This is a genomic window from Alicyclobacillus acidocaldarius subsp. acidocaldarius Tc-4-1, assembly GCF_000219875.1.
In the GTDB taxonomy this organism is placed as follows: domain Bacteria; phylum Bacillota; class Bacilli; order Alicyclobacillales; family Alicyclobacillaceae; genus Alicyclobacillus; species Alicyclobacillus acidocaldarius_A.
Map to the genome: position 1 here is coordinate 2253366 of NC_017167.1, position 21681 is coordinate 2275046.

A 21681-nucleotide genomic window follows, 5' to 3' on the forward strand; every position below is an offset into this window, starting at 1 on the left:
AGTGAAATTGGCCGAATGCCTCTTCATAATGAGCAAGCGTCCAGTGATGCGGGAAGTACGCTGGCGGGTAAGCGCTGATGTCGGAATTGGGGCTCGAACGACGTCACAAACATCCAATAGAATGGGAGCAGGATCACCACGAGAAAGAATATGAGCACGACATAGCCGATGACGCGCTGATACAATGGCTTTCTCATTGCGCTTCCTCCCCGACCATCCCACGAAAAGCAGACAGGAAAATTAGACAAGCCCCTAAAATGAGGATTACTGTGCTGACGGCGACAGCTGCTCCCAAGCCAAAGTGCAGGTTCGTGAATAGCGTTTCCTCACCCAGCATGGCGAGCGACGTGGTCGCCGAACCTGGGCCACCCTGCGTGAGCACGAACGGCAGGTCGAAGATGCCGAAAGCTTGCAGAATCCGAAACAGCCCTGCAATGGCAATGCTGCCGCGCAATTGGGGAAGCGTTACATTCCAGAAGATTTGCCATCCATTTGCGCCGTCGATGCGCGCCGCCTCGTAGTAGTCTTTTGGGATCATCTGCAACCCGCTCAATAGGATGATGACGACAAACGGCGTGGTCTTCCAAATATCCGCCGCCATGAGGGCGATCACAGCCGTCACTGGCTCACCGGTCCAGTTGACAGGGCTGTGGATCACACCGAGACCCTGAAGGATGGCGTTCAGCACACCATAGACGCCGTTGTAGATGTAACCCCACATCTCGGCGGAAATGACCGTGATGAGCGACCATGGAATGAGCATCACCACGACTGAAACGCTCTTGAGTTTCTCCACGTTCTGGATGGCAAGCGCAATGAGCAGCCCCAAAAACAGTTCGATGGCCACAGTGACAATGGCGTAATACACAGTGAACCACACACTGTGCCAGAACAGCGGGGCGGAATACACATCCACGTAGTTTTGAATTCCATTGAACGTGAACTGAAATCCGTTCTCCGTCAATTGAATGTTATTGAAGCTCATCCACACGGAATAGAGGATGGGGAAAATGGTCACGGCCAGGATGACAATGCCGGCAGGGGTCAACATCCCAAAGCCCGCGCGAACGTCGTGGCGAACGACGCTCGCTCGCCTGCCATCGGTTTGAAACGATGCATGTCCTTCCATCGCCTTTGACATGCGCGCTCGCCTCCCTTCTCCTTCACTTGCGAGCATCGTAGACACAGAGGTACGAAATGGGCGGGCGGCAACCGCCCGCCTTGTGTCATCAGAGACCGCCCGAACCGCTGCCGCTCAGAGCCTGCTGAATTTGCTGGTTCGCGTTCTTCAGCGCCTGCGCTACAGACACACTGCCAGCCAGCGCCGCGTTGACGTTGTCGTAAATGGCCTTGGAGACCGCCGGATAGTTCGGTGTCTGCGCCGGCCGCGAGACGAACTTCACCTGTGGCAACAGGGCGAACACCGGGCTGTACTTGGCGAGCGACGGGCTGTCCGCCACAGCCTTGATGGTGGGCATCTCCGAGTTGGCCGCCAGAATTTCCTGAGCCTGCGGGCTCGTCATCCAGTCAATGAACTGAAGGGCGGCTGCCAGATTCTTCGTGTGCGGGTTGAGGTACAGGTCCCAGCCACCGACCGTGCTGTAGCCGCTCGAGCCGTGTCCAGCAAATGTCGGAAGAGGCGCTACGCCGACCTTGCCCACGACCTTCGAGCTCTGCGGATTCTGGGAATCCGACCACGCGTAGGACCAGTTGCGCAGGAACACGGCATTCCCTTGCGTGAACACATTCTCAGACTGGGGCTCCTGGAACGTGTCCACCGATTGGGGCGTGACACCGGACGTGATGAGCCCTCGCATGAACGAGAGTGCCTGTTTCGCAGCCGCTGTGTTCAGCGTAGCTTTGCCGTTCGTCAGCACGCTGCCGCCTGCATCCGCCAGGTACTCGTCGAAGTCGCAGGTGAGCCCCTCGTAATCAGCGCCCTGCCAGACGAACCCATACCTCGCTCCACCGTGCTTCACGATGTAAGAAGCCTCCGTTTGCAGTTGCTGCCACGTCTTCGGCACGGGCAGATGATACTTGGCCAACAGGTCCTTGCGGTAATAAAGGAATGCTGTATCGGCAAACAGCGGCGCCGCGTAGACCTTTCCGTTATACGTGGCTCCTGCCACCAAGCCGTTCGAAAAGCGCGTCCAGAAGGACGTGGGCAGATAATCCGAGAGCGGCGCCGCCAACTGATTGTGGGCAAACTGAGCGGGCCAGATCACGTCGCCCATGTAGACGTCTGGCGTGGAAGATCCGCCGCTGATGGAAGCCGTCAGGTCGGCGCGGTTGGTGTCGGTGTTCGAGGGCTGAACCTGCAACTTCACTTTGATCTTGGGGTATTTCTTTTCAAACGCCGAGACCAACTCGCTGGCGGTGGGGCCAGTGGTGAATGACTCCGCCCAGACAATCGTGCCCGAGGCGTTCTTATAGTTCACAAGGTGGGTCGGCTTCGCGATCCGCACCCCGGCCACGCTCACCGTGCTGGCGGACGACGCCGCAGTGGATGCGCTTCCATTCGTGTTGGCCTGGGACGCCGTGTTGTTTGGCTGTCCGCATCCAACGACCAGTGCCGCGGCTGCCGAGCTCGCGAGCGCGACGCTTGTCCAACGCTTGACCTTGCTCTTCATCTGCACATACCCCCATTGTGTCTTAAAATCGATCCGTCAGGAAACGGAACGAACGGACTCGCGTTCTACTAGGCGATGCGGCAACAAGTAATCCCCAATCTCAGAAGGTGACGGAGGCTGTGACGCCGCCCGAATCAACCATTTGACAGCTTCCTCACCGATTTCATGAAACGGCTGAGCGACCGTCGTAAGCCTCGGTGTCACCATGCGCGCGATGGGCAGATCGTCAAATCCCATGACAGAGATGTCATCTGGCACGCGATAGCCGTGATCGTTCAAACAGCGTATCGCGCCGAGCGCCATTTCATCCGACGCGGTGCACACCGCTGTGAAGGGCACGTCTCGGATCCGCTCCAGCAAGCGCTGCATGGCCTGATAGCCGTCATCAAAACGATACTGCCCAAACTCCACGCGCGCCTCGCAATACTCGATTCCGAAATGGCGAAGCCCCTCCCGATACCCTTCCAAGCGCAACTCGCCAGTCCAGTCATCCCATATCTGTCCAGCGATCATCGCAATCTGCCGATGTCCTCTGGACACCAGGTACGCCACGACGTCGAACATGGCTCGCACTTCATCGATGCGAAAGGCGGTGAGCGGCGTCTTCGCGGCGCTCTGCGTCAGCGTGAGGACGACAGGGATGTTGAGCCGCTGAAGAATGGGGTCGTAGTCCTCCGTCACCAGTTTGCTGGTGAAGATGATGCCCGACACCTGGTAGCCGCTGAGGATGGAGAAGCCCTCAAACGCCCGCTCGCGCGAATGCTCAGAGTCGTACAGCAAGACCTTCATGCCGTACTGTTGACTGGCACGATCAATGCCCTTGTAGAGCTCGTTGAAAAAGAAATCCGTGATGCCGGGCACGATGAGCCCCAGCGTGTCGCTTCTTCGCGCGGATAGTCCTCGAGCGATGGCGCTCGGCTGATACGACATCTCTTCCATCACCTTGCGAACGCGTTCGAGGGTCTCGGGATCGACCAGGTCCGGCCGATTCAGGGCGCGAGACACGGTCGCGGCAGACACCCCCGCCGCCTTGGCGACGTCGCGGATGGTCGCTCGCAAGCTGCGTCACCTCCTTGTGCAACAGTTTCATAAAACGGTTACACAAACTCGAACATCGTCATCATACGAGAACACACGCGTCATGTCAACGCTTTCAATGTTGAAATGTATCGTTTTCATTCGGTGTCGCTTTGATGCAATCTCCTCGTCTCGAACCGAATGGCGTGGGACACGCGGTGTGGCTTCAAACATACTTTCATTGATGGTCAAAATGAGCTATCTTGAAATTATCCTTTCAAGGCAGGCGATCCGCATGAAATTCCCGAATGCCGTGAGGCTTCTGCGCGAGATGGCCGGGCTCAGTCGATCCGAACTCGCCCGACGCGCAGGGATCACGCCACAAGCATTGGGCCTCATTGAACAGGGGAAAGTGAGTCCTTCGACGCACGTCGCCTTACGCCTGGCCAAAGCGCTCGGCACCACGGTGGAGTCGCTTTTTGATCCGGAACAAAAGGCGGCGCACCACGCTGGCGCGGGTAGCTTGCGCACAGAACGCGTGGCGCTCGCGGAAATTGCGGGCGTGCGCGTGGCGAGATCGCTCGAGGACTCGGCTCAACCTGTTCCTTCCGACGGCCTACGCGACGAGAGTGGATGCACGGACTGGATCACGACGTTCGACGGTTGGATGGCGCGCGTCTTTCTGTCGGGATGTGACCCAGCGCTCTCGCTGCTGGCCGCCTGGGTGAATCGCCGATGCCGCGCGTGCGAAGCGGTCCACTTTCTCTCGACCAACGAGGGCGCGATGGCGGAACTTAAGCTAGGGCAGACGCACATTGCGAGCGTCCACGGGACGAGCGACGCCGTCCGCTCGCTCGCGAAAGGAAAGGATTGGGTCATTGTACCGTTGGCGCAATGGCGCATGGGCTGGATAGTCCCTCGTCACAATCCCAAGCGCTGGATGGTGGAGACTGGGTTTCGGGAGGCGCGTCCGCGCATCGTCAACCGCCCCCGCGGAGCCGGTGCCCGCGCGCTGGTGGACGAGGCACTTCGTCGAGAGGGCGTTTCTCCGGATGATATCTGCGGCTATGACGTGGTGGCGAAGACGCACCATGAGGTAGTGCGGGCGGTGGCGTTTGGCGGCGCAGATGTCGGCATCGCGCACGAGGCCGCCGCGACGCCCGAAGTCGCCTTTCTGCCCATTCGCGAAGAAATCACCTGGCTCGTCGTTCCGCGCGCCAACCTCCATCATCCTGGCGTGCAGCAGGTGCTCGATGTACTGCAGTCGGATCGGTTCCGCCGCGATCTCTCGGCCTTTGGCCCGTACGACGTCTCCGTGACGGGCGCCCGAATGAGTGTACTGTCGAAACGCGGGACCTAGGGGGATGGATATGAGGATGTCGATGCGTTCCACCGTGAGCGGCGCCATGGCCGCTCTGATGCTCCTGGCCACAGGTTGTGGCACGTCCACGACCGCTGAGAATACCGCCGGCGGAGCCGCCTCCGCAGCGCCATCAAAGCCGGTGCCGTTATCCGTGTTTTACGCGGGCTCCATGACGCACGTGATGGAACAGGTGATTCGACCGCGGGTGGACCAGGCGCTGCACATTGACTTTCAAGGCGAAGGGGCTGGCTCGGCAGAACTGGCCCATATGATCACGTCCAAACTGGCGAACCCAGACGTGTTCATCAGCGCCTCTCCTGCTGTCGACGTGAACGATCTCATGGGCGCGTCCAACGGCAACGCCGCGCGCTGGTACGCGACCCTTGCGACCGACGAGTTGGTCATTGCGTATTCGCCGAAGAGCAAGGAGGCAGGCGAGTTCAAACTCGCGGCGGAAGGCAAAGTGCCTTGGTACAAGGTGCTGGAGATGCCCGGCGTTCGCTTTGGGCGCACGGATCCCAAACTGGACCCGAAGGGCGCCAACACCATTCTCATGATGAAGCTGGCGGAGACGTACTACCACCAGCCGAACCTGGAGAAAACCATTCTCGGCAGCGACGAAAACCCGGCTCAGGTGTTCCCGGAAGAAGATCTCATCGCGCAACTGACCAGCGGACAGATGGACGCCGTGATCGCGTACAAACACGAGGCCATCGAGTGGCATGTGCCGTACATCACCCTGCCAAGCGCTATCAACTTGGGCGATCCGGCCCTGGCCAAAGACTACGCCAAGGTCTCGTGGACGCCCGATGGCGGCGGAAAGACGGTGAAAGGTGCGCCCATTCTTTTCACCATCACTGTACTCACCCATGCCCCACACCCCGAGCAGGCAGCCGCGTTCGTGCGATATATGACGGTGGGACCAGGCCATCAGATCTTGATGCAGGACGGCTTCACCCCAACACCCATCCGGTTCTACGGCGACCTGCGAAGCGTGCCGGCCAGCCTGCGAGCCATCGAGGAGCACTCGTGAGCCGATGTTGCGGAGCCTGAGAACGTCTGCGCTGTACGCCGCGGGTGCCGTGTCCGTGGCGTACGCGCTCTGGCCCATCATACGGCTCGCCGCCGACGCACCTCCCGACGCTATTGTCCAGGCGTGGCGCCAGCCGGAACTGCTGCAGGCCGCGGCCACGTCCCTGATGAGTGCCGCCCTTTCGACGGCGCTGTCCGTGGTCCTTGGCGTGCCTGCGGCGTTCCTGCTTGTCAGGTTTCGCTTTCCGGGCAAGTGGTTGCTCGAAACCCTGCTGCTTCTGCCGCTCGTGCTCCCGCCCATCGTCGGCGGCGTGGCCCTCATGGACGTGTTTGGCCCCTATACGGCCATTGGCAGCTTCGCAGCGGCGCACCACTTGCCGCTCACCCTCTCCGTGGCCGGCATCGTGCTGGCCCAGTGGTATGTCACGAGCCCGTTTCTCGTGTTCACATCGCGCGCGGGATTCGCGGAGATCCCGAAGGAGTTGCACGAGGCGTTTCGCCTCGACGGGGCCGATGGCTGGACGACGTTTTGGCGCCTGTACGTACCGCTTGCGGCGGGCTCTATCCTGACCGGCGCCGCGCTGACCTTCGCGCGCGCCCTTGGCGAATTTGGCGCCACCATGCTCATGGCGTACCACCCGTACAGCCTGCCCGTCTACATCTGGGTGCAGTTCACGGCCGGCGGGGTGGCGAGCATGGTGCCCATTGCGTCCGGCATCGTGATGGCGCTCGCCGTGGGCGTGGCGGCTGTCCGACTGGTGGGCTCCAGGTTCGTCCGCAGAGGCTGACGGCAAAAGCGTCTCCCGCGAAACGCGAAGGCCGCCCCGGCGCCTACCGCGCGCGGGACGGCCCATCGTGGCGTCGCGCTTAGATCTTCTTCATGCGCAGATACCAGGTCTTGTACTCGAGCCCTTTGGCCGCCGCCTCTTCCTCGCTCTCGATAGCATCGAGCGTCGCAGGCGCAGGCACTACGACCGGATCCCCGGGCTGCCAGTCGGCCGGGCAGGACACGCCGTTCTTGTCGGCTGTCTGCAGCGCATCGATGACCCGCAGGATCTCCGAGATGTTGCGGCCGACGTTCATCGGATAGTAGATCATGGCGCGGAGAATCCCCTTGTCGTCAATGAAGAACACCGTCCGCACCGTCGACGTGTTGTTGGCCGCCGGATGGATCATCCCATACAGGTTCGCGACCTTCATGTCCAGGTCAGCGATGACCGGGAACGGGATTTTCACGCCGAACGCCTTCTCCAAGTCATGCACCCAAGCCAGGTGCGACTGCACGCTGTCGATGGAGAGGCCAATCAGCTGGACGTTCCGCTTCTCGAACTCCTCGTAGCGACGAGCAAACGCGCCGAACTCCGTCGAGCAGACGGGCGTGAAGTCTGCCGGATGCGAGAACAGCACCACCCATTTTCCGCGCAGGTCGCTCAGTTTGATCTTCCCATGCGTGGTGTTGGCCTCGAAATCCGGAGCAGGCTCGTTGAGGCGAGGCAGCGTGTGCACTTCGGACATGCGCATCTCTCCCATTCTCCAACTTCGATTATCGGATTACTAAGTATACTGTACCACGCCGCTGCGGCGGGTACAAGCGGTCTGCCGGTCTCACCATCTCTTTTCCACGCCATTGCGCCGAATCCTGCCGATCCTAGGTGGCGCGAAAGGCAGGAGCCGCGATGTCCGCGAGCGTGTATTGATTTAACGTCTCCAGGAAGGCGTCAACCGCTTCACCGAGCGCGCGCCGCAACTTGCAGCCTGGAAGCAGCACGCAGCTATCGTTCGCAAAGCACCCCACTACGGCGAAGTCGTCTTCCATCGCGGACAACGTCGCCAATTCGAATGTCGTTGGGCGGCATCGCTAGGCGCATGCCACCTCCGCGACCGCGCACCGTCTCCAGATAGCCCACTTGCCCGAGTCGATGCACCGCCTTCGTCAAGTGATTGCGCGAAATCCCGTACACGCGCGCGATCTCGTCGACCTGCACGAGCTTCCCCGCTGGCTGATTGGCCGTGTATATGAGGACGCGCAGTGCATAATCCGTGAACAAGGTCAGGTTCACAGCGTCACCTCCTGCTGGAGCTCGCATCCGAGCTTGTCCAAATCTCACGTCGCTCGTTCGGGCTCCTCTCCCAACGATTGAATACGGATGAACACCTTCGACGGATCGCCCGCCGACAACGCCTCCTGCGCATCGACCGTCATCCGATAGACGCTTCCTCGATAGCGAAACACAGCCTCGTTCCAGGGCTCGTCGCGAAACACGTAGGACGTAGCGAGATACACAAGTCCGTCGCGGCGGACGCGATAGCCGAGTTCTGCGATCACGCCCGCCGGATCGTCCAATGCACGCTGCGCGAACCTCCGCCGTTCCTCTGGCTGCAACCGATCCTTCCAATAGCCCAGGAGGTGATGCGCTGTGTTGCGAAGCGCTGGAAGCGTCGTGGGTTCCTGTTCCACGCGCTTCAGGCGATAAAGCCAAGCGCGGAGGGCCTGCTCATCGCCGCGCGCTTGGCGAAGCGACGCGGACAAGTCGCGAACGTACGCGTAGTTTCGCGCCATGACGGCGTATTTGGTGTCGCGCCACAGCGCTTCGCACCCTTGATACAGCAGTGGAACCGACACGCGACTCGCCCCTCATCTGGATGGGAATTCACTTCTTCTCCAGCTTATACCCATCCTTCAGCAGATACCAGAGCTGAGGAAACTCATTTCCGAGCACCCAGAGCGATACTCCCCGAAGCCCGTACGCGTCGACGATCGAGAGCTTGACGGCGGCGCTCAGAGCGTCATCAAACCAAACTTCGTGCTTCGTCCCCACCGTTTCGTAAGTAAAATGCGGAGAGGCGGCCCTCAAATCCCATTCGACCGGCACACGCTCTGCGATAGCGAGATTCTGAGCATCATTGTTGGCGATGCTTGCCGCCCTCGTCCTTCCTTTCACGTACGGCAAGGGCCAGTCGTATCCGTACAATTATCATTCATATTCCGCATCGGGCATACCGAGAGGACTAAATTCATACATATCGTCATCCCGCAATCCAGGAGGTGCCCGACGATGACTCTGCGCGAACTCACCCTCGTCGAAATCGACGCGCTCTGGCACGCCGCCGACAAGTCCGGCTATCCTCCGGAGGTCGTGCAGTCCGCATACGCATCCATGATCTGCGGCGTCGGCCTCCGCAACAACGAATCCACTTGCCTGGCGACTGGCACTGGCCGCAGGCCCAACGTGTGCCCCTTCCGTTGGCCGCGCTTCCGATACGGTTTGCCCGAGCGCCTGATTGAGACGACCATCCCCTGGCTACTCCAATTCACCGCCCGACTGCATCAGCAACACTTGGAGTATCTTGAGCGAAAGCGCACCTGATATACGAACACATGTTTGCATTTCGAGTCCGACTACGGTATGATTTTCTCAAAAGTCACTCTTCTTTTGGGAGGGAACGTCATGCCCAAAAAGAAGCTGACCACCGTCGTCGAAGACCCCGAACCTCGCATCAACGGTTTTACCGAAGCGGAGTGGCACGAGATCTCCGTTCTCATCGGCGAAGCGATTGAAGCGGAGAGCCCGATTCGGATCACCCTCAAAGAGCAAGCTTGGCGACAAAGTTCTCGAGGGCGTGCCATTCGTGAAGGATTCGAGGTTGTATCTGCGCTCAGCGGAAGGTTCCTCCGTTCAGGTGCCGCTGGAGCGGATGGCCAAGGTTGAGGAAGCTGTGCGATATTGAAAGGCCCGCATTCACCGCGGGCCTCAGCTCACCTTACTCTTCGCCTTCAACTCCTCCAAGCACGCCTCGCAGACGGCTCGTTCGTGAAAGACCTTTTCAGCCTTCTCGCCACAGAAGATGCATTTGGGCGCATACTTGCTCAGCACAACGGTGTCGCCTTCCACGTAGATCTCGATCGAATCATCTTGTCCAATGGCCAAGTCCTTCCTCAGGCGCTTCGGGATCACGAGTCGCCCGAGATGATCGATTTTCCGAACGTACCCTGTCACAAGCATCCGACATCCTCCCCCTTAATATCTCCGCCTCATGATCATCCATCCTACACCTAACACGACAACTATGAGAAGCAATAGCGCAAACGGCAAATGTCTCGCCAATTGCCAGCCGATGCCCCAACCGAACCCGTGCACGATGGAGCGCCCGAACTCGTGGAGCAATGGGTGATACGCATAGTGCGAATATGAGTGATAGTGGTGAAACATGGCCGATCACCTCAGTCCGTCTTCAGACCCTTATCGCGGATCTCCTGCTTCAGTTCTTTAAGCCACCCCGTCTCGCTTCCGTCTGCCTCAAACAACGCATTCGCCGTGTACGGCGGGATGTAGATGTCGTCGGCCTCCAACAGCACGTATCGATCTGAGGGTGACTTTTCTTTCTCGGGCCGCGGATAGAAGTCCGTGCACGAGCGGCCAATGGGCGCGTTTTCACTCGTGCGCTGATAGTACGCCGTGCAGAGACCGTCCCGCCAGTAACGGCAGCTCCCGCAATGCCCCTCTTTGACCTTCCGCAGCGCCGCATCGCCTCTCAGCACGAACACGTCCGCGCGCTCCATCAGGACGAGTGCGCCGTTGCGGATCAAGGACTGGATCAGCGTCCGGTCGTTGAAGATGTTCCACTCGACCTCCTCGTCGCTCCACTCCATCTCCTCGTACTCCTCCGCCTCCTCGGGGGTCCGCATACGGCGGCGGTTGCGTGTTATCGAGAATCAACACCGGCCCGTACACGATCTTCGACCGGACACCCACCATTGTCATGTCGTGATGGAGGGGTTTGACGATCTCCAAGCGCATGAGGGCCTTCGTGATCTCGTCGTCCGTGTCAAAGAACGGGTAGTCCATGACATAGGTCAGGATCCCCACAGGACAATGCGTCTCCGCCGCCTCACGGTCGAGAAACTTCACCATGTACTCCTTCGTGGGAACCTCACCTTCGCGCAGAGGCGTCCAGAACTTGGCCCGCCACGCAGTGTCAAAGGTGCCGTCCATGATTCGTTGCATGACTGCTTCCGGGCTAGAATCCAATGGTTTCATCAAAAAACGCCTCCTTTTGCAGATTGGCAATATGCTTTTCTACCTTTTTGCGGTAGTTCGGATTGACGATCCCGCTGAGTACAATTCGCGCGTACTCGTCACTTGGTGCGATTTCGTATGGCAGCGGATGGACAAGCTGATACGTCACCGCCTCTTCCCACATGCCACAGCAGCGCACCAATACGAGATTGCGGTGATAGACATGCGGCGCGCCTTCGCGGCGGTCGAGCCGCTTCGCCTCGTGGTCCGGCACGTACCACAGCACCCCGTGAACCGTTTGCCCTCGCGCTGGGACGATGTTCGCCACGCCGCCATTTCGATGTGCCGAATACCCGTTGAATGTGAGCCGATGCCCGAACAAAATTGCGTCCTCGCAGAGCATGTGGGCGGTCGGACACGTCCGCCGGAAGTCACGTTCGTTCATGCAACTCCCATAGGCAAAGTAGAACATCCGTACCGCCCTCCTTTTCCCTCACTTAGCAATTCCGTCATAGTTTGCACCAATCATACTATACGTCGCCTTGCATGTCAACGATTCCCTACTGTCGATAGGACGCCGGGATCTCGCCGCGCACCCAGAGGCTCGTCGCGATGCGACGCAGGCGCTCACTGCCGAGCGTGTCGAGGAACTGGCGGAATCGACCTTCGGAGTCTTGAGCCAAGGTGTCCGACTGGTCGCCTCGAAAGAGCGCTGGCAGACGTTCAGCACCCGGCATGTGCCGACGAAGGTAGGCTGCTTGCATCATCGTCGCGTTTGCGAGTTGAACCTGACGCTGGATCATGATCGGGTCAACGCTCCCATTCGGGTAGCGGAACTCGACGGTGGGGATGTTCGACTCCACGAACTTCGCCGTATTGATGATCTTGTAGCGAGAATCGTGGCCTCTGTACCCGATCAACTTTCGGGACGCCTCCATCGCGTTGTCGTTGCGGCGGAGTTTGCGGATGTGCGCCACCTGCAACGGCGCGGCATACCCCAGCCCTCGGTGCGTCGTCACGCCTTCGCGTTCATTGGCCGCTCCCATCTGGTAGTATTCCGGCCCGAACCAGTAGATGTACCGAGCCAGTCGTTGCCACCGATAGCCACGATCGTCGAGGATGGTATTGCCCATATGGATGTGCAGTCCCGTGTGTCGCGAAGCGCGGCCACCATGCTGTTTCACAATGCGAGTGATCTCATGAATCGCTGCCCAGGTTTCTGGTGTATCCGTTAATGGGGGAGAGACGATTTCACAACCATACGGCACACTGCCATCGCGTTTGACCGTCCACCCATCCCCTTCACCCACACGGGTGGAGTAGCTTTGTACATAGCGGTGTGCAGACAACCCAAGCGCGTGTAATTCGTGTGCGACACGATCACCGCTTACGTCGTCCACTTCGAGCTCCAGTCCAAATGCCAGGCCGGAACCGTCCAGCACATGCTCCGTCTCGTACTCGCCCAGGCCCTCTAATGTCGTCGCGGACTCCCGCAGCGCCTGCCACCGCACATCGTCCTGGCTCATGTACACGCCGTCGTGGCGGTGCAGCTCGTGCCAGGCGTAGAGCGCACGGTCGCGCTCGTTGTCCCACGCGACCTCGCCGTCGACGATGTGGGTCAGTATCGTCGGCGCGCCTGTTATGCGGTTCGTGGTCTCCAGTGGCACATCGGCACCCGTCTCGGTTCGCATCGCCTCCGCCACGCGCTGACGCTCGGCTTCGGACTGCTCGGCCATCCGGCGTTCGGCGGCGAAACGATTGTAGCCCTCCATGTGCCGGCAGACACGATGACGATGCTGGCAATCCGGACAGGAGCACGCGACGGCAACAGTCCCCGTTCGATCGGTGGTCAACACATACTCGCGCCCCGATTCGGAGTGCACCTGGACCGCCGCGTCGGCAAACTGATAGAATTCGAGAACCTCTTCCTGCTGTCGGGTGCGCGAAAACTGATCGGCGATCATGCCACTGTACGTCGGCACCGTCGGCTGTCGACGAATGCGCGCGAGAAACCGGGCCTTGGCGTTCGCGATTGCCATCTCGTTCACGCCGACCATTTCGTCGCGACGACGCGCCCACGACTGACGAATGCGCTCGGCAGTCTGCGCGGAGATCGCAGCAATGAACTCGGCCACGTGCTTAGCGCAGACAGGGCCGGTGCCGCGTGCGACGGACACAGGGTGCGTGAGACGTCTGCTGCAAACGGCGCAGGTGGTCATAAAAAAACCCCTCCTTCATGTAAGGGAGGGGTGGAAGGCAAATGGCGGATGTTTCGTCCCATCAGTTCGCAACAATCTGTCCATCAGGCAGGCGAATGAAGGATTGCAATTTGGCAAGCGCGTCGACGGTGGGGCGAAGCTTGATACGAACCCCTTTCTCTTCAAGATAGGCCGCAACAACCCAAGCATATGCGAGGGCTTCTGCCGCATGTTGTTTTGACCGCAGATGAGGAAAATCAAAGTATCCTCTGCCTCGGCCAGTGACCTGTGCAATAGGAAGTACATCCTTTGTTAAATTTGTCTGGAGTTTCACTTTGATTTCAACCCCGAGGTTTGAATACTCCCAAAGCGGCACCACTTCGCATTCTTGGATTCCAGGTTTTTTCACGAAGCCAGGCGTCTATTTTTCGAAACAACTCGGTTGTGTTAAATTGGTATGAATCATACATCATTTAAGTTCACCCCCCTTGATGGGCCGTCGCCTGCTCATATACAGCAGGAATTTTAAAAACGAATGTCTAAATTAGCCTTCTGTATGAAGATGGACAGAATCTTTTTTGGAAAAGAACATTGACGTCAACGGCCAATAATGAACTTCGAAATCGACCATCTAAAGTAAATGAACGGATTTCTTCAGTGGAATGGAACGTTTTCTTTGAAAAGTTGAACCAAAACGCTGATTCTCTTTTACACGTAGGATTTGATAAAGAAGGAACGCCGTTCTTCGTAAAGGCGAGGGAATCTGGAAATTACATTTACATTGAATGTTGTTCACCACATTTTAACTACGCACCAAGGGCTGTACGCGCTGATCTTCGTTATAACCAGGAAGATCAGCGCGTAGGGAGACTGTACATGATGCTTATTGATGTTCCCATTCAACACATCAGCAAAATTGGGAAAACGAAGAACAGCGCCAGCGGCAAATATCGTATTACTCAAAATATGGATTTGATTTTATTCGTGACCCCGAGTTGCGTAAGACATACCTCCGTCTTGATCTCCGAAAAGGGATTGAGCCGACAGATTAGTTCGACCCGCGGTTGATGATACGGACATTGTGCCGCCGTTTCCTGAACATACAGGCATATCAGCCATGTGTAGGCGAGGACTTCCATCTCGTCCATACGTCTTGAGTTTTCGCGGGCGTTCCAGTCTTCGCCGAGCTACGATCATGTGAAGACGTTCCGTAGGTTCGGGGCCATTATCAGGCATCAAGTCCACCACAAACTCTTTGTATGGCGTCTGTCGGAAACGGTGATACACGACTTTCCCTAGCACACACCACGAATCCGAAATAGGTTCGCGAGCTTCGATCCAAGCACTGAGGGTATCGAACACAATTTCTGGGTTGAACGGGATTTCAGGTGGCATGTGTGATATCACAAACAAAAAAATCCCCCCTTCACATCAAGGAGGGGTGGAAGGCAAAAAGGGCATTCCATTTTACTAGATGGCATCCGTCTTTCTTACCCTATTCATCAGAACCGCATACATGATATACTCGTCAAAATCCCATAACCAACCGGCCGCCATCATGTCACTGAACGTCTCACGTTTCTCATGGAACCATCCCAAGAATCCCTTGCACCCGTTATAAACACCATGTTGGATAGCGTGGTTGATCGCGTCCAGTGTATTCACGCCATATCGAGATATGAAGTGATTCCGATATGGATGTTCAAAAGCATTGAACAGTTCACAAATCGCCAATAAATACCCGCCTGGTCGAACATTTTCATACAATCGGTCCAGCACCATTCGTGATGCAAGATCAGACAGGTACTGTATTTCTGTGTGAATTTTATGCACTGGATAGCGATGATCTCGCAACCAAACCCTACCGTTCTGCTCTTCGCTGAGCAAATAGGGTGCTACAAGTTGAGTAAACAAGGGAAGAATGATAACCGCATCGAACATTTCATCTACGCTTTGTACGGAACGACGAAATTTCTTTCGGGGCTTGCTTGAACGCACGAAGAATCTCTTGCGTATCTCCCTGGGCAAATACTGCTTTGATGGATTCAAGCGTATCATTCCATCCCAAAATGTCCATTTGTATGATATTTGCTTTTTGAAGCAACATGGGTTCCCGGTCTTCAATTGCTCGACGTGTTGCTTCAGCGTCGATGTCGATGAATGTGACAACGACCTCATGCTCGTTGAACACGTGTAAATCGAGATCGTAGCAATTACCGGATCCGACGACTAAGATTCGCTTGATGTCAGAGAGACTTAATAGCTCGCGGATGTATTTGGCTAATATGGAACGGTGTTTTTCCCATCGTGTAAACGTTTCGGCATCTTCTACAAAGGATTTGTTCATGCGCTCATAGAATTCTTGCAGTCTCATCCGTTCTTCCTCGACTAGCTTTTGAACTTCTTCGACAACGCTTCGACATTCTCCAACTATCAAGCCATGGATGCACACGTTTCGCTGCTCAGTCGCCGAAAAAGGGATGATAGTATGATTCGACACGGGCATATGATTTCCTCCTCGTATGCTTCATCGTTTAGGGATGATCCAATGATTCGACATGTGCATGCTCACTCCTGAGTACGTCCCGGTTCACCCAAAGCGCTCGACAAACGTCGCCCAATCCATCGTCCCCACGTGGACGACTTCCCGGTGGAGAAGGCGCATCAACTTTGGGATGCGGCTCACGCGCCAGTTGTGGACATTGAACAGCCAGAGAAAAGTCAGCCCCATCTGGTCACGCCAGAACTGCGCAGGCTCCTCGTGCTGCTGAAATCCGTCCCGCGCATACTCGATCCAGAGGCTATACCCGCGCACCTCGCGGATGTCCGTTCGCCCGCTCTGCGCAAGCTTTCGGTAGGCCCTTTGCCGCTCCCGCATGAATTTTTTGGCGTCCATCCAGTACCACGGCCACCACGAGGATGGCGTGTGATGCAAGACCGCGACGCCATCCTCGACCGTCACGGTGTAATGCCGTGTCAGCCGCATGGATGCGCGTTGTTGCGCGATCGCTCCGCTCTCCTGCAACATCAAACCTCGATCACCTCGCCAGTCCGCCAAATCCACCACGTGCATCCAATGAGAATGAGCAACGTGATCCAGAATCCGTCTTTCGCGAAAGTCGTCATATACGCTTGCGCACGCGGATAGACCAGGCCGAACATCGACAAAACGATCCCGGCATAGATGAGACCGTTGCGTCGCCCGGCCAACGTCTTCGCCCGAAGCACGCGCCGCTTGTCCTCATCGCGCTCGATCTGATCTCGGAAGCGAAGCCACAACTGCGCGCGGTCTGCCTGGTACCGCGTGGCAACCTCCGTTGCCTTGGCGAGCTGCACCATCTCTTCGATCTCCCACCGTGAGGCGGCGAGGACAAAAGCTTGCTCAGGTGTGATCCGCAGCCCGCGCCAGCTCTGCGTGATCAGTTGAAACTCGCGGCGCAGAATAGGGCTCCGTGCAATCCGCGCCACGTCCTCAAACGCCTCGTCCAGTCGATCCGTCGCTCGGAGGGTCGTAATGACGATGGGAATCGCCTCGCGTACAATCGACTGAAGAAAGCGGTACTTCTGCTTCTTGTATCGCGAGCGGATCCATGTCACCGCCCCTGCGATCGTGCCGCCGAGGCTCACCAGGACCCCGAACAACACCGACTTCTCTGCGAAACTCAGGAGAACAGAAAGGGCCACGAACGCGAACACTGCCATAGGCAGCAAGGCGGACATGCGAATGCCCGCCTCCTGCGCTTCGAACCTCAGGCGTTGCAATGCCTTAAACCGTTGGATCTTGGAGGACGTGTCTTGGTAGCGTTCGCGGATGGACGATAGCCACAGCGTCTCTTCGTGGGCGCGCCGCAAGTCAGCTTCAATGAAAAAGCAGAGCATCGCGAGCGCCATCAGGACACCGCTGAGTTGCCCCAACACGGCTTTGCCTCCTCCCTATCAGAGATACACGTACTGCACGTTGGGATGAGTCTGGATCGGAAGTTCGGCAATCGTATGCCCCAGAAGACTGGCTTCTTCCACCATTTGCTCCGTGATGCCATGGAAGGCCCAAGTGTCCTTGCGCGGATCCCATTTCGCGATCACGACATACGGAATGCGCTGCTCGCGCGGTTCATACGGCAGCACCTCGGCGATTTCGACCACGCGCTTGCCGCCTTTCTCCGGCACCGACCGCATGCTGATGATATGGCGCACGCCCATCGTGATGAGATCGCCCACCATGGCTGGGGTGGGCCGAGACTCATGACTGGACAAAAGCGCCGCCATGCGCCGGATCGCCGCGCCCGCGTGTGCGAAGCCCGCTACGTGCAATGTCGTGCCCGTTTGGTACGTGACGGTCGCTGCGGCCTGAAAGTATTCCCAGATGACAGGCGTCGTTCGCACCTCGCCGATATAGACGTTGTCGAACATCATCCGCAAGGTGTTGACGATCTGCTGCGCCATCCGCACAGCGCCTCGGCCTTCCGCGTTCGGCGCGCGCTCGTAGAGTCTAGCGGCCCAGGCGCAGAGCGGCTGAAGCTCCGGCATCTCCTCGATGATGCACGACAGCCTGTCCTTCGGCACCAAGCCGAGGAGCGCGGCCATCAGCGTCGACTTCGAGGACCCGGTGCCGCCGACCACGACAAACGACCGCGCGAGGCGTTGCATCCACTGGAAGAAGAGCAAGATCAGGTCGTCGAAGGTGTGCAGGTCGCGCAGTTCCTCCAGCGTGAAGTTCCGGAGGGGTTTGCGGATCGTGACGATCAGGCAGTCCTTTTCGAGTCGCCTGCCGTCTTCGTCCTCAGGCAGCGTCCAGCCCGCCGGGCCGCCGACCACGTGCATCCGATACCCGTCCGGAAGAATGGCGTCGGTGGACGGGTTCGTCATATCAAAGCGGTAATTCGTCCCGGAGAGCTTCTTCTGCACGAAGGCGTAGACCTCTTCGTTCGTCATGAAGCCTTCCGTGGAGATATGCCGCTTCCCCGCCTTGGTGTAGAACGTGAAGTGGTCTCCATACACCTGGATGTCGGAGACCAGCGGATCGTCGATAAGATGCTGAATTTTCCCATACGAGTACATATCGTTCAGCGCCATCGTGATGACGTACTCGCGGTACTTGGGCGGGATGCCGACTTCACCCGCCACCTTGCCGAGATACGCATACGCCGCGCGGCGGGGCGGGAGATCCCGCCACCATTCCTGCCTCCGGCGAATGGCCTCCATGAGTCGTTTGTGATATTGGTTGACTTCTTCGTAGAACCCTTCCTGGTCTTCCCGCGGATCACCCTTGAGCATCTGTTCCATATGCTGCTGTATTTGTTCGATGTCTCGCACATTGACGGACATGCAAATCACCTCATTTGTGCTTGGGTTGGACTGCTTTGTGCTGCACCGATGGCGACGGCGTGGCGGGTGTCGATGAAGAAGTCGAGATGTGCGTGCTGCCCGGCATGACCGGCGCCGTGGGGTTGCTGTTTGTACCGGATATTGCGTTGGACGACGCAGACGATGCGGACGGCACCGTGGATGTCGACGGCGCAGACGATGGAGATGACACGTTCGGCAGCGTCATGCCGCTCGGCAGAAAGACCACATGGGCGCTTCCCGACAGGATCGCCGACGATACGGCGTCATACTCCGACATCGGGATGAAGAGATAGATCACCTTCGACGACGAGGACGAACCGCCCAGAGACGAGTTGTTGCTTGGCTGCGGCACCGACACCGACAGCACATACACCGGATAGAGCTGGGGCACTGCGCCCTGTCCCTGGGGCGTGACGGTGATCGCGATCGTCTGCCCCGGCTCCACCAAGTTCGCCAGCGCCGTATTCGCCGTGAAGTCCATCAGCACACCCTGTTCTCCGTGGGCGGCGGTGTACTGATTGAGGAGGGCCTGCAGATCGTTCGTCGTGGAGATCATGTTCGCACTGATCGGCTCGCCGGGCACTGTCGAGACCGACAGATAGTGTCCGACGAGCGCAGAGGGCGGATCAGTGATAAGCCCAGCCTGCTCCGCGAAGTGCCTGGGGACGCGCGTGGTGGTCAGTTCATCCGCCTGCACGGGAGTGTCCGCCGGGATAGCTGTGCTGGCTGTGAGGACCGGCACCGTCGCCGTGGTCAGGCGATAGCCCACAGCGAAGAGTGCGCCCGCAGCCAGCGCAAGGCCAACACCGGTCAACAAAAACGCACTACGCTTCACGAGGTTTCGCCTCCTTTGAGATGATCGAGAGCGTGTTCACAAGTTGGTGGATCTTAGTGTTGGTCTTCCGGGAGCCAAGCGGCGTCAAACCCTGTTGTACCCGGCGATAGAGCGTGTCGTCTTCGTGGACGATGGCCGCAACCCGAAAGCCGATTTCCCGCTGTAAAAACGCGCCCACAGACGCCGCTTTACGCGGGCGTTCCCGGACGCGGTTCAGCACGAGATAGGCCGGGCGCTCACTCATTTGGAGAAAGGCGCGTAGATCCGTCCACGTCGTGCGGTCGGTCGTCGTGATCCCCAACACCACATCCGCCTCGCGCATGGCGATGACCGTGGAAACGAGGTGCCCGGCATGCGTGTCCACGATCAGAACGTCGGCGTACATCCCCACCAAGTGGATCAGCCGGGATACGCCGTCTTTGCTCAACCCAAGCGGTCGATCCCCTTTGGGAATAAGCCACCATCCCGCTGGGGTCCTGAGCATGTTTTGCTCCAACTCGGGCTCGGTGAGCGCATCCGGCAAAGTCTCATACCGATCCGTCGTGACCGTGCGCTCCAGGCGGAACAGATTTGCGAGATTCCCGTAAGGGTCGAGCTCCGCCACCACAATCCGCTTCCTTTTCGCCACCAGCGCATTGGCGAGGAGGACAGCCGTGGTCGTCTTGCCGACTCCGCCCTTGACCCCCGTGATGCAAATCACCTTCGCCTTCCGCGTGATCGGCGTAGACGGCGGCGCGAACGGCGCGGTTTCACGAAGTTCCGTATAGGAGCGTTTGCGCCGCCCCGCCACGAGCTTTTCGAGCGCGGTGGTTCCGCCACGTTCCTCGTCTGAGGCCGTGCGCTCCCAGTGCCGCACGTAATCGACGGCCGGCGGGTACGGCACCACGTCGTCATACCCCTGTTGCCGCAGTTCCTCAAACCGTTCCGGGCGCACGTTCTCGGCGGTGCAGTAGAGGACCGAGACCCCCAGCGTCTCTTTCACGCGCCGCACCGTCGCCGGATTCCACTCACCCAGAAACAAGGCGAGCTTGTACGCGGAGGACGCCTCCGGGATCTCGTCTTCCTTGGTGGCAATCTGCGAAGGGACGTTCTGTTTGTCCAGGTATCGGTGCAACCGCTCGCCGCGAATCGGGTCGTGGTCACATAGAAGCCACATGTTGTATCTCCCTCCACAACGTCTCGAACTTGACCCGCCACGTTGGATCGCGGCGTGTCAGCGGTGCCCCGACCAGCGCGCAGGTGGCTTGACGCATGTCCCACGGGAGGATGAGCGTCGGTCGAAATTCAGCCGGGAAAATCCACGGCACCCCGGTGTCTTCGTAGCCCACAAGCACCAACACAGTGGGGCGCGACGCCTGTTGCAAGGTGTGTATCGCGGCTTGCACGCGCGCCAAATCCGGTGTCACGCCGTACACCACGACTTCCGGCGTCACGTCGGACTCCTCGTGATCCACGCACACCAAGGCAGGCGACGGTTGCAGGCGTTTGACGTCGAGCCAGTGCTCGTAGATGCGGATATGGCGATTCCAGACGCGATACGGCGCGCGAGGGTCGGCGTAGATCACGCTCGACTCGACGGCACCCGCGAGGTTCCAAGCCAAAAAGCTTTTCGCGAATCCTGCAAACCCGACGATCTTCATGAGGCCGTCACCACGGGCGTCGGCTTCCCGTACAGAAATCCCTGGCCGAACCCGATCCCGAGTTCCCGTAGCCAACGCTCCTGCCCCGGCGTCTCCACGCGCTCCGCGATGATGGTGGCTTCAAGCTCTTCCGCCGCGCGCCGCAACAAGGGAAAAAAGTGCGCCATCTCGTTCGTCAGGGCGACTTTGATGTAATCCGGGCGCAGCGTGCCCCAGCGCGACAGCCCGTTAAAACCGGTGCCGAAATCATCGAGCGCCACCTCCAGCCCGCGCGCGCGAAACGGGGCCAAATACGCAGCAACCGCCTCCATATCGAGGCGGCTGCGCTCGGTGATCTCCAGCACGACGCCTGAGAGATCGTCGCATTCTGAAAACGGCAGGCGCTGTTTCGAGAGAAGCTCCGACGTCGCGTTGACGAAAATGCGGGTACGCTCCGTCCTGGCGAGACTTCGCGCCGTTTCGAGAATGTATCGGTCAAGATCCCCGAGAAGTCCCGCCTCCGCCATCAGGCCCAGCGTGTCTTTGGGGTGTGCCAATAGCAGTTCGTATCCATACAGTTCGTGTCCTGGAATGCGCACAATCGATTGCTTCCGCAGCGTCAT

The 21681-nt window shown here is 58.6% G+C and carries 26 protein-coding genes and 1 pseudogene; 6 read left to right on the forward strand and 21 right to left on the reverse strand.

Features of this window, described 5'->3' with window-relative positions:
* Positions 1-193 precede the first annotated feature (193 nt).
* The 3 genes from TC41_RS10890 to TC41_RS10900 form a co-directional block, all read right to left on the reverse strand.
* Complete coding sequence (locus TC41_RS10890) at positions 194-1141, reverse strand: carbohydrate ABC transporter permease (protein WP_041695363.1); 948 nt, start codon at positions 1139-1141, stop codon at positions 194-196.
* Between the two features lie 88 nt (positions 1142-1229).
* Entirely contained in the window at positions 1230-2630 is a 1401-nt protein-coding gene (locus TC41_RS10895; RefSeq protein WP_041695364.1) for an ABC transporter substrate-binding protein, read from the reverse strand.
* A gap of 36 nt (positions 2631-2666) precedes the next feature.
* Positions 2667-3689 (reverse strand): LacI family DNA-binding transcriptional regulator, encoded by a 1023-nt coding sequence (locus TC41_RS10900; RefSeq protein ID WP_014465104.1) that lies wholly within the window; start codon positions 3687-3689, stop codon positions 2667-2669.
* A gap of 253 nt (positions 3690-3942) precedes the next feature.
* Here TC41_RS10900 and TC41_RS15415 point away from each other — a divergent pair, with 253 nt between their 5' ends.
* The 3 genes from TC41_RS15415 to TC41_RS10915 are packed head-to-tail and all read left to right on the forward strand — an operon-like array spanning position 3943 to position 6830.
* Positions 3943-5007 carry a substrate-binding domain-containing protein gene (locus TC41_RS15415; RefSeq protein WP_237699917.1) on the forward strand — a complete coding sequence of 355 codons (1065 nt, stop codon included), beginning with the start codon at positions 3943-3945 and terminating at the stop codon, positions 5005-5007.
* Positions 5008-5017: 10 nt separating this feature from the next.
* A complete protein-coding gene (locus TC41_RS10910) occupies positions 5018-6043 on the forward strand; it encodes an extracellular solute-binding protein (RefSeq protein ID WP_041695365.1) in 1026 nt (341 codons plus the stop codon).
* 4 nt (positions 6044-6047) lie between these two features.
* Positions 6048-6830, forward strand: a complete 783-nt coding sequence (locus tag TC41_RS10915; protein ID WP_014465107.1) for an ABC transporter permease — start codon at positions 6048-6050, stop codon at positions 6828-6830.
* A gap of 79 nt (positions 6831-6909) precedes the next feature.
* Here TC41_RS10915 and TC41_RS10920 read toward each other — a convergent pair whose 3' ends face one another.
* The 4 genes and pseudogenes from TC41_RS10920 to TC41_RS10935 all read right to left on the reverse strand — a co-directional run bounded on the left by TC41_RS10920 (position 6910) and on the right by TC41_RS10935 (position 8915).
* Complete coding sequence (locus tag TC41_RS10920) at positions 6910-7563, reverse strand: peroxiredoxin (RefSeq protein ID WP_193352804.1); 654 nt, start codon at positions 7561-7563, stop codon at positions 6910-6912.
* 127 nt (positions 7564-7690) lie between these two features.
* Positions 7691-8102 (reverse strand): annotated as a pseudogene (locus tag TC41_RS10925) (Rrf2 family transcriptional regulator).
* 44 nt (positions 8103-8146) lie between these two features.
* The gene (locus tag TC41_RS10930) at positions 8147-8665 is read right to left on the reverse strand and encodes a DUF1722 domain-containing protein (RefSeq protein ID WP_014465111.1); all 519 of its coding nucleotides are present in this window, start codon (positions 8663-8665) and stop codon (positions 8147-8149) included.
* Between the two features lie 28 nt (positions 8666-8693).
* Positions 8694-8915: a hypothetical protein gene (locus TC41_RS10935; RefSeq protein WP_237699918.1), complete on the reverse strand. Its 222-nt coding sequence runs from the start codon at positions 8913-8915 to the stop codon at positions 8694-8696.
* Between the two features lie 183 nt (positions 8916-9098).
* Between TC41_RS10935 and TC41_RS10940 the strand changes: the two genes are divergently transcribed.
* Both TC41_RS10940 and TC41_RS10945 read left to right on the forward strand, forming a co-directional pair.
* A complete protein-coding gene (locus TC41_RS10940) occupies positions 9099-9410 on the forward strand; it encodes a hypothetical protein (RefSeq protein ID WP_014465113.1) in 312 nt (103 codons plus the stop codon).
* A 39-nt stretch (positions 9411-9449) separates the two neighbouring features.
* Positions 9450-9752, forward strand: coding sequence for a hypothetical protein (locus tag TC41_RS10945; protein WP_148260181.1), 303 nt, complete (start codon positions 9450-9452; stop codon positions 9750-9752).
* Between the two features lie 42 nt (positions 9753-9794).
* On the opposite strand, the gene TC41_RS10950 is transcribed toward TC41_RS10945, so the two are convergent.
* From TC41_RS10950 to TC41_RS16300, 5 genes are all read right to left on the reverse strand, one after another.
* Positions 9795-10046, reverse strand: a complete 252-nt coding sequence (locus tag TC41_RS10950) for an AbrB/MazE/SpoVT family DNA-binding domain-containing protein (RefSeq protein WP_014465115.1) — start codon at positions 10044-10046, stop codon at positions 9795-9797.
* 218 nt (positions 10047-10264) lie between these two features.
* The gene (locus TC41_RS16920) at positions 10265-10729 is read right to left on the reverse strand and encodes a hypothetical protein (protein WP_014465116.1); all 465 of its coding nucleotides are present in this window, start codon (positions 10727-10729) and stop codon (positions 10265-10267) included.
* Positions 10730-11061: 332 nt separating this feature from the next.
* Positions 11062-11532 (reverse strand): gamma-glutamylcyclotransferase family protein, encoded by a 471-nt coding sequence (locus tag TC41_RS10965; protein WP_041695366.1) that lies wholly within the window; start codon positions 11530-11532, stop codon positions 11062-11064.
* An 88-nt stretch (positions 11533-11620) separates the two neighbouring features.
* Positions 11621-13279, reverse strand: a complete 1659-nt coding sequence (locus TC41_RS10970) for an amidoligase family protein (RefSeq protein ID WP_041695367.1) — start codon at positions 13277-13279, stop codon at positions 11621-11623.
* A 61-nt stretch (positions 13280-13340) separates the two neighbouring features.
* Positions 13341-13667, reverse strand: a complete 327-nt coding sequence (locus tag TC41_RS16300; RefSeq protein ID WP_014465119.1) for a hypothetical protein — start codon at positions 13665-13667, stop codon at positions 13341-13343.
* A gap of 248 nt (positions 13668-13915) precedes the next feature.
* Between TC41_RS16300 and TC41_RS16455 the strand changes: the two genes are divergently transcribed.
* Entirely contained in the window at positions 13916-14326 is a 411-nt protein-coding gene (locus tag TC41_RS16455; protein ID WP_158306738.1) for a hypothetical protein, read from the forward strand.
* A gap of 402 nt (positions 14327-14728) precedes the next feature.
* Here TC41_RS16455 and TC41_RS10975 read toward each other — a convergent pair whose 3' ends face one another.
* The 9 genes from TC41_RS10975 to TC41_RS11015 all read right to left on the reverse strand — a co-directional run bounded on the left by TC41_RS10975 (position 14729) and on the right by TC41_RS11015 (position 21681).
* On the reverse strand, positions 14729-15256 hold the full coding sequence (locus tag TC41_RS10975; RefSeq protein ID WP_158306739.1) for a hypothetical protein: 528 nt from the start codon (positions 15254-15256) through the stop codon (positions 14729-14731).
* A complete protein-coding gene (locus TC41_RS10980) occupies positions 15201-15764 on the reverse strand; it encodes a hypothetical protein (protein ID WP_041695368.1) in 564 nt (187 codons plus the stop codon). Before TC41_RS10980 ends, TC41_RS10975 begins: the two co-directional genes overlap by 56 nt.
* An 84-nt stretch (positions 15765-15848) precedes the next feature.
* Positions 15849-16244 carry a hypothetical protein gene (locus TC41_RS10985; RefSeq protein ID WP_193352805.1) on the reverse strand — a complete coding sequence of 132 codons (396 nt, stop codon included), beginning with the start codon at positions 16242-16244 and terminating at the stop codon, positions 15849-15851.
* Positions 16245-16285: 41 nt separating this feature from the next.
* Complete coding sequence (locus TC41_RS10990; RefSeq protein ID WP_014465124.1) at positions 16286-17176, reverse strand: type II secretion system F family protein; 891 nt, start codon at positions 17174-17176, stop codon at positions 16286-16288.
* Positions 17177-17194: 18 nt separating this feature from the next.
* A complete protein-coding gene (locus tag TC41_RS10995) occupies positions 17195-18583 on the reverse strand; it encodes a CpaF family protein (RefSeq protein ID WP_014465125.1) in 1389 nt (462 codons plus the stop codon).
* A 10-nt stretch (positions 18584-18593) separates the two neighbouring features.
* Entirely contained in the window at positions 18594-19439 is an 846-nt protein-coding gene (locus TC41_RS11000) for an SAF domain-containing protein (RefSeq protein ID WP_014465126.1), read from the reverse strand.
* The gene (locus TC41_RS11005; protein WP_014465127.1) at positions 19429-20595 is read right to left on the reverse strand and encodes a ParA family protein; all 1167 of its coding nucleotides are present in this window, start codon (positions 20593-20595) and stop codon (positions 19429-19431) included. Before TC41_RS11005 ends, TC41_RS11000 begins: the two co-directional genes overlap by 11 nt.
* Positions 20579-21079 carry a hypothetical protein gene (locus TC41_RS11010; protein WP_014465128.1) on the reverse strand — a complete coding sequence of 167 codons (501 nt, stop codon included), beginning with the start codon at positions 21077-21079 and terminating at the stop codon, positions 20579-20581. Before TC41_RS11010 ends, TC41_RS11005 begins: the two co-directional genes overlap by 17 nt.
* A complete protein-coding gene (locus tag TC41_RS11015; RefSeq protein WP_014465129.1) occupies positions 21076-21681 on the reverse strand; it encodes an EAL domain-containing protein in 606 nt (201 codons plus the stop codon). The genes TC41_RS11010 and TC41_RS11015 overlap by 4 nt, the downstream gene beginning before the upstream one ends.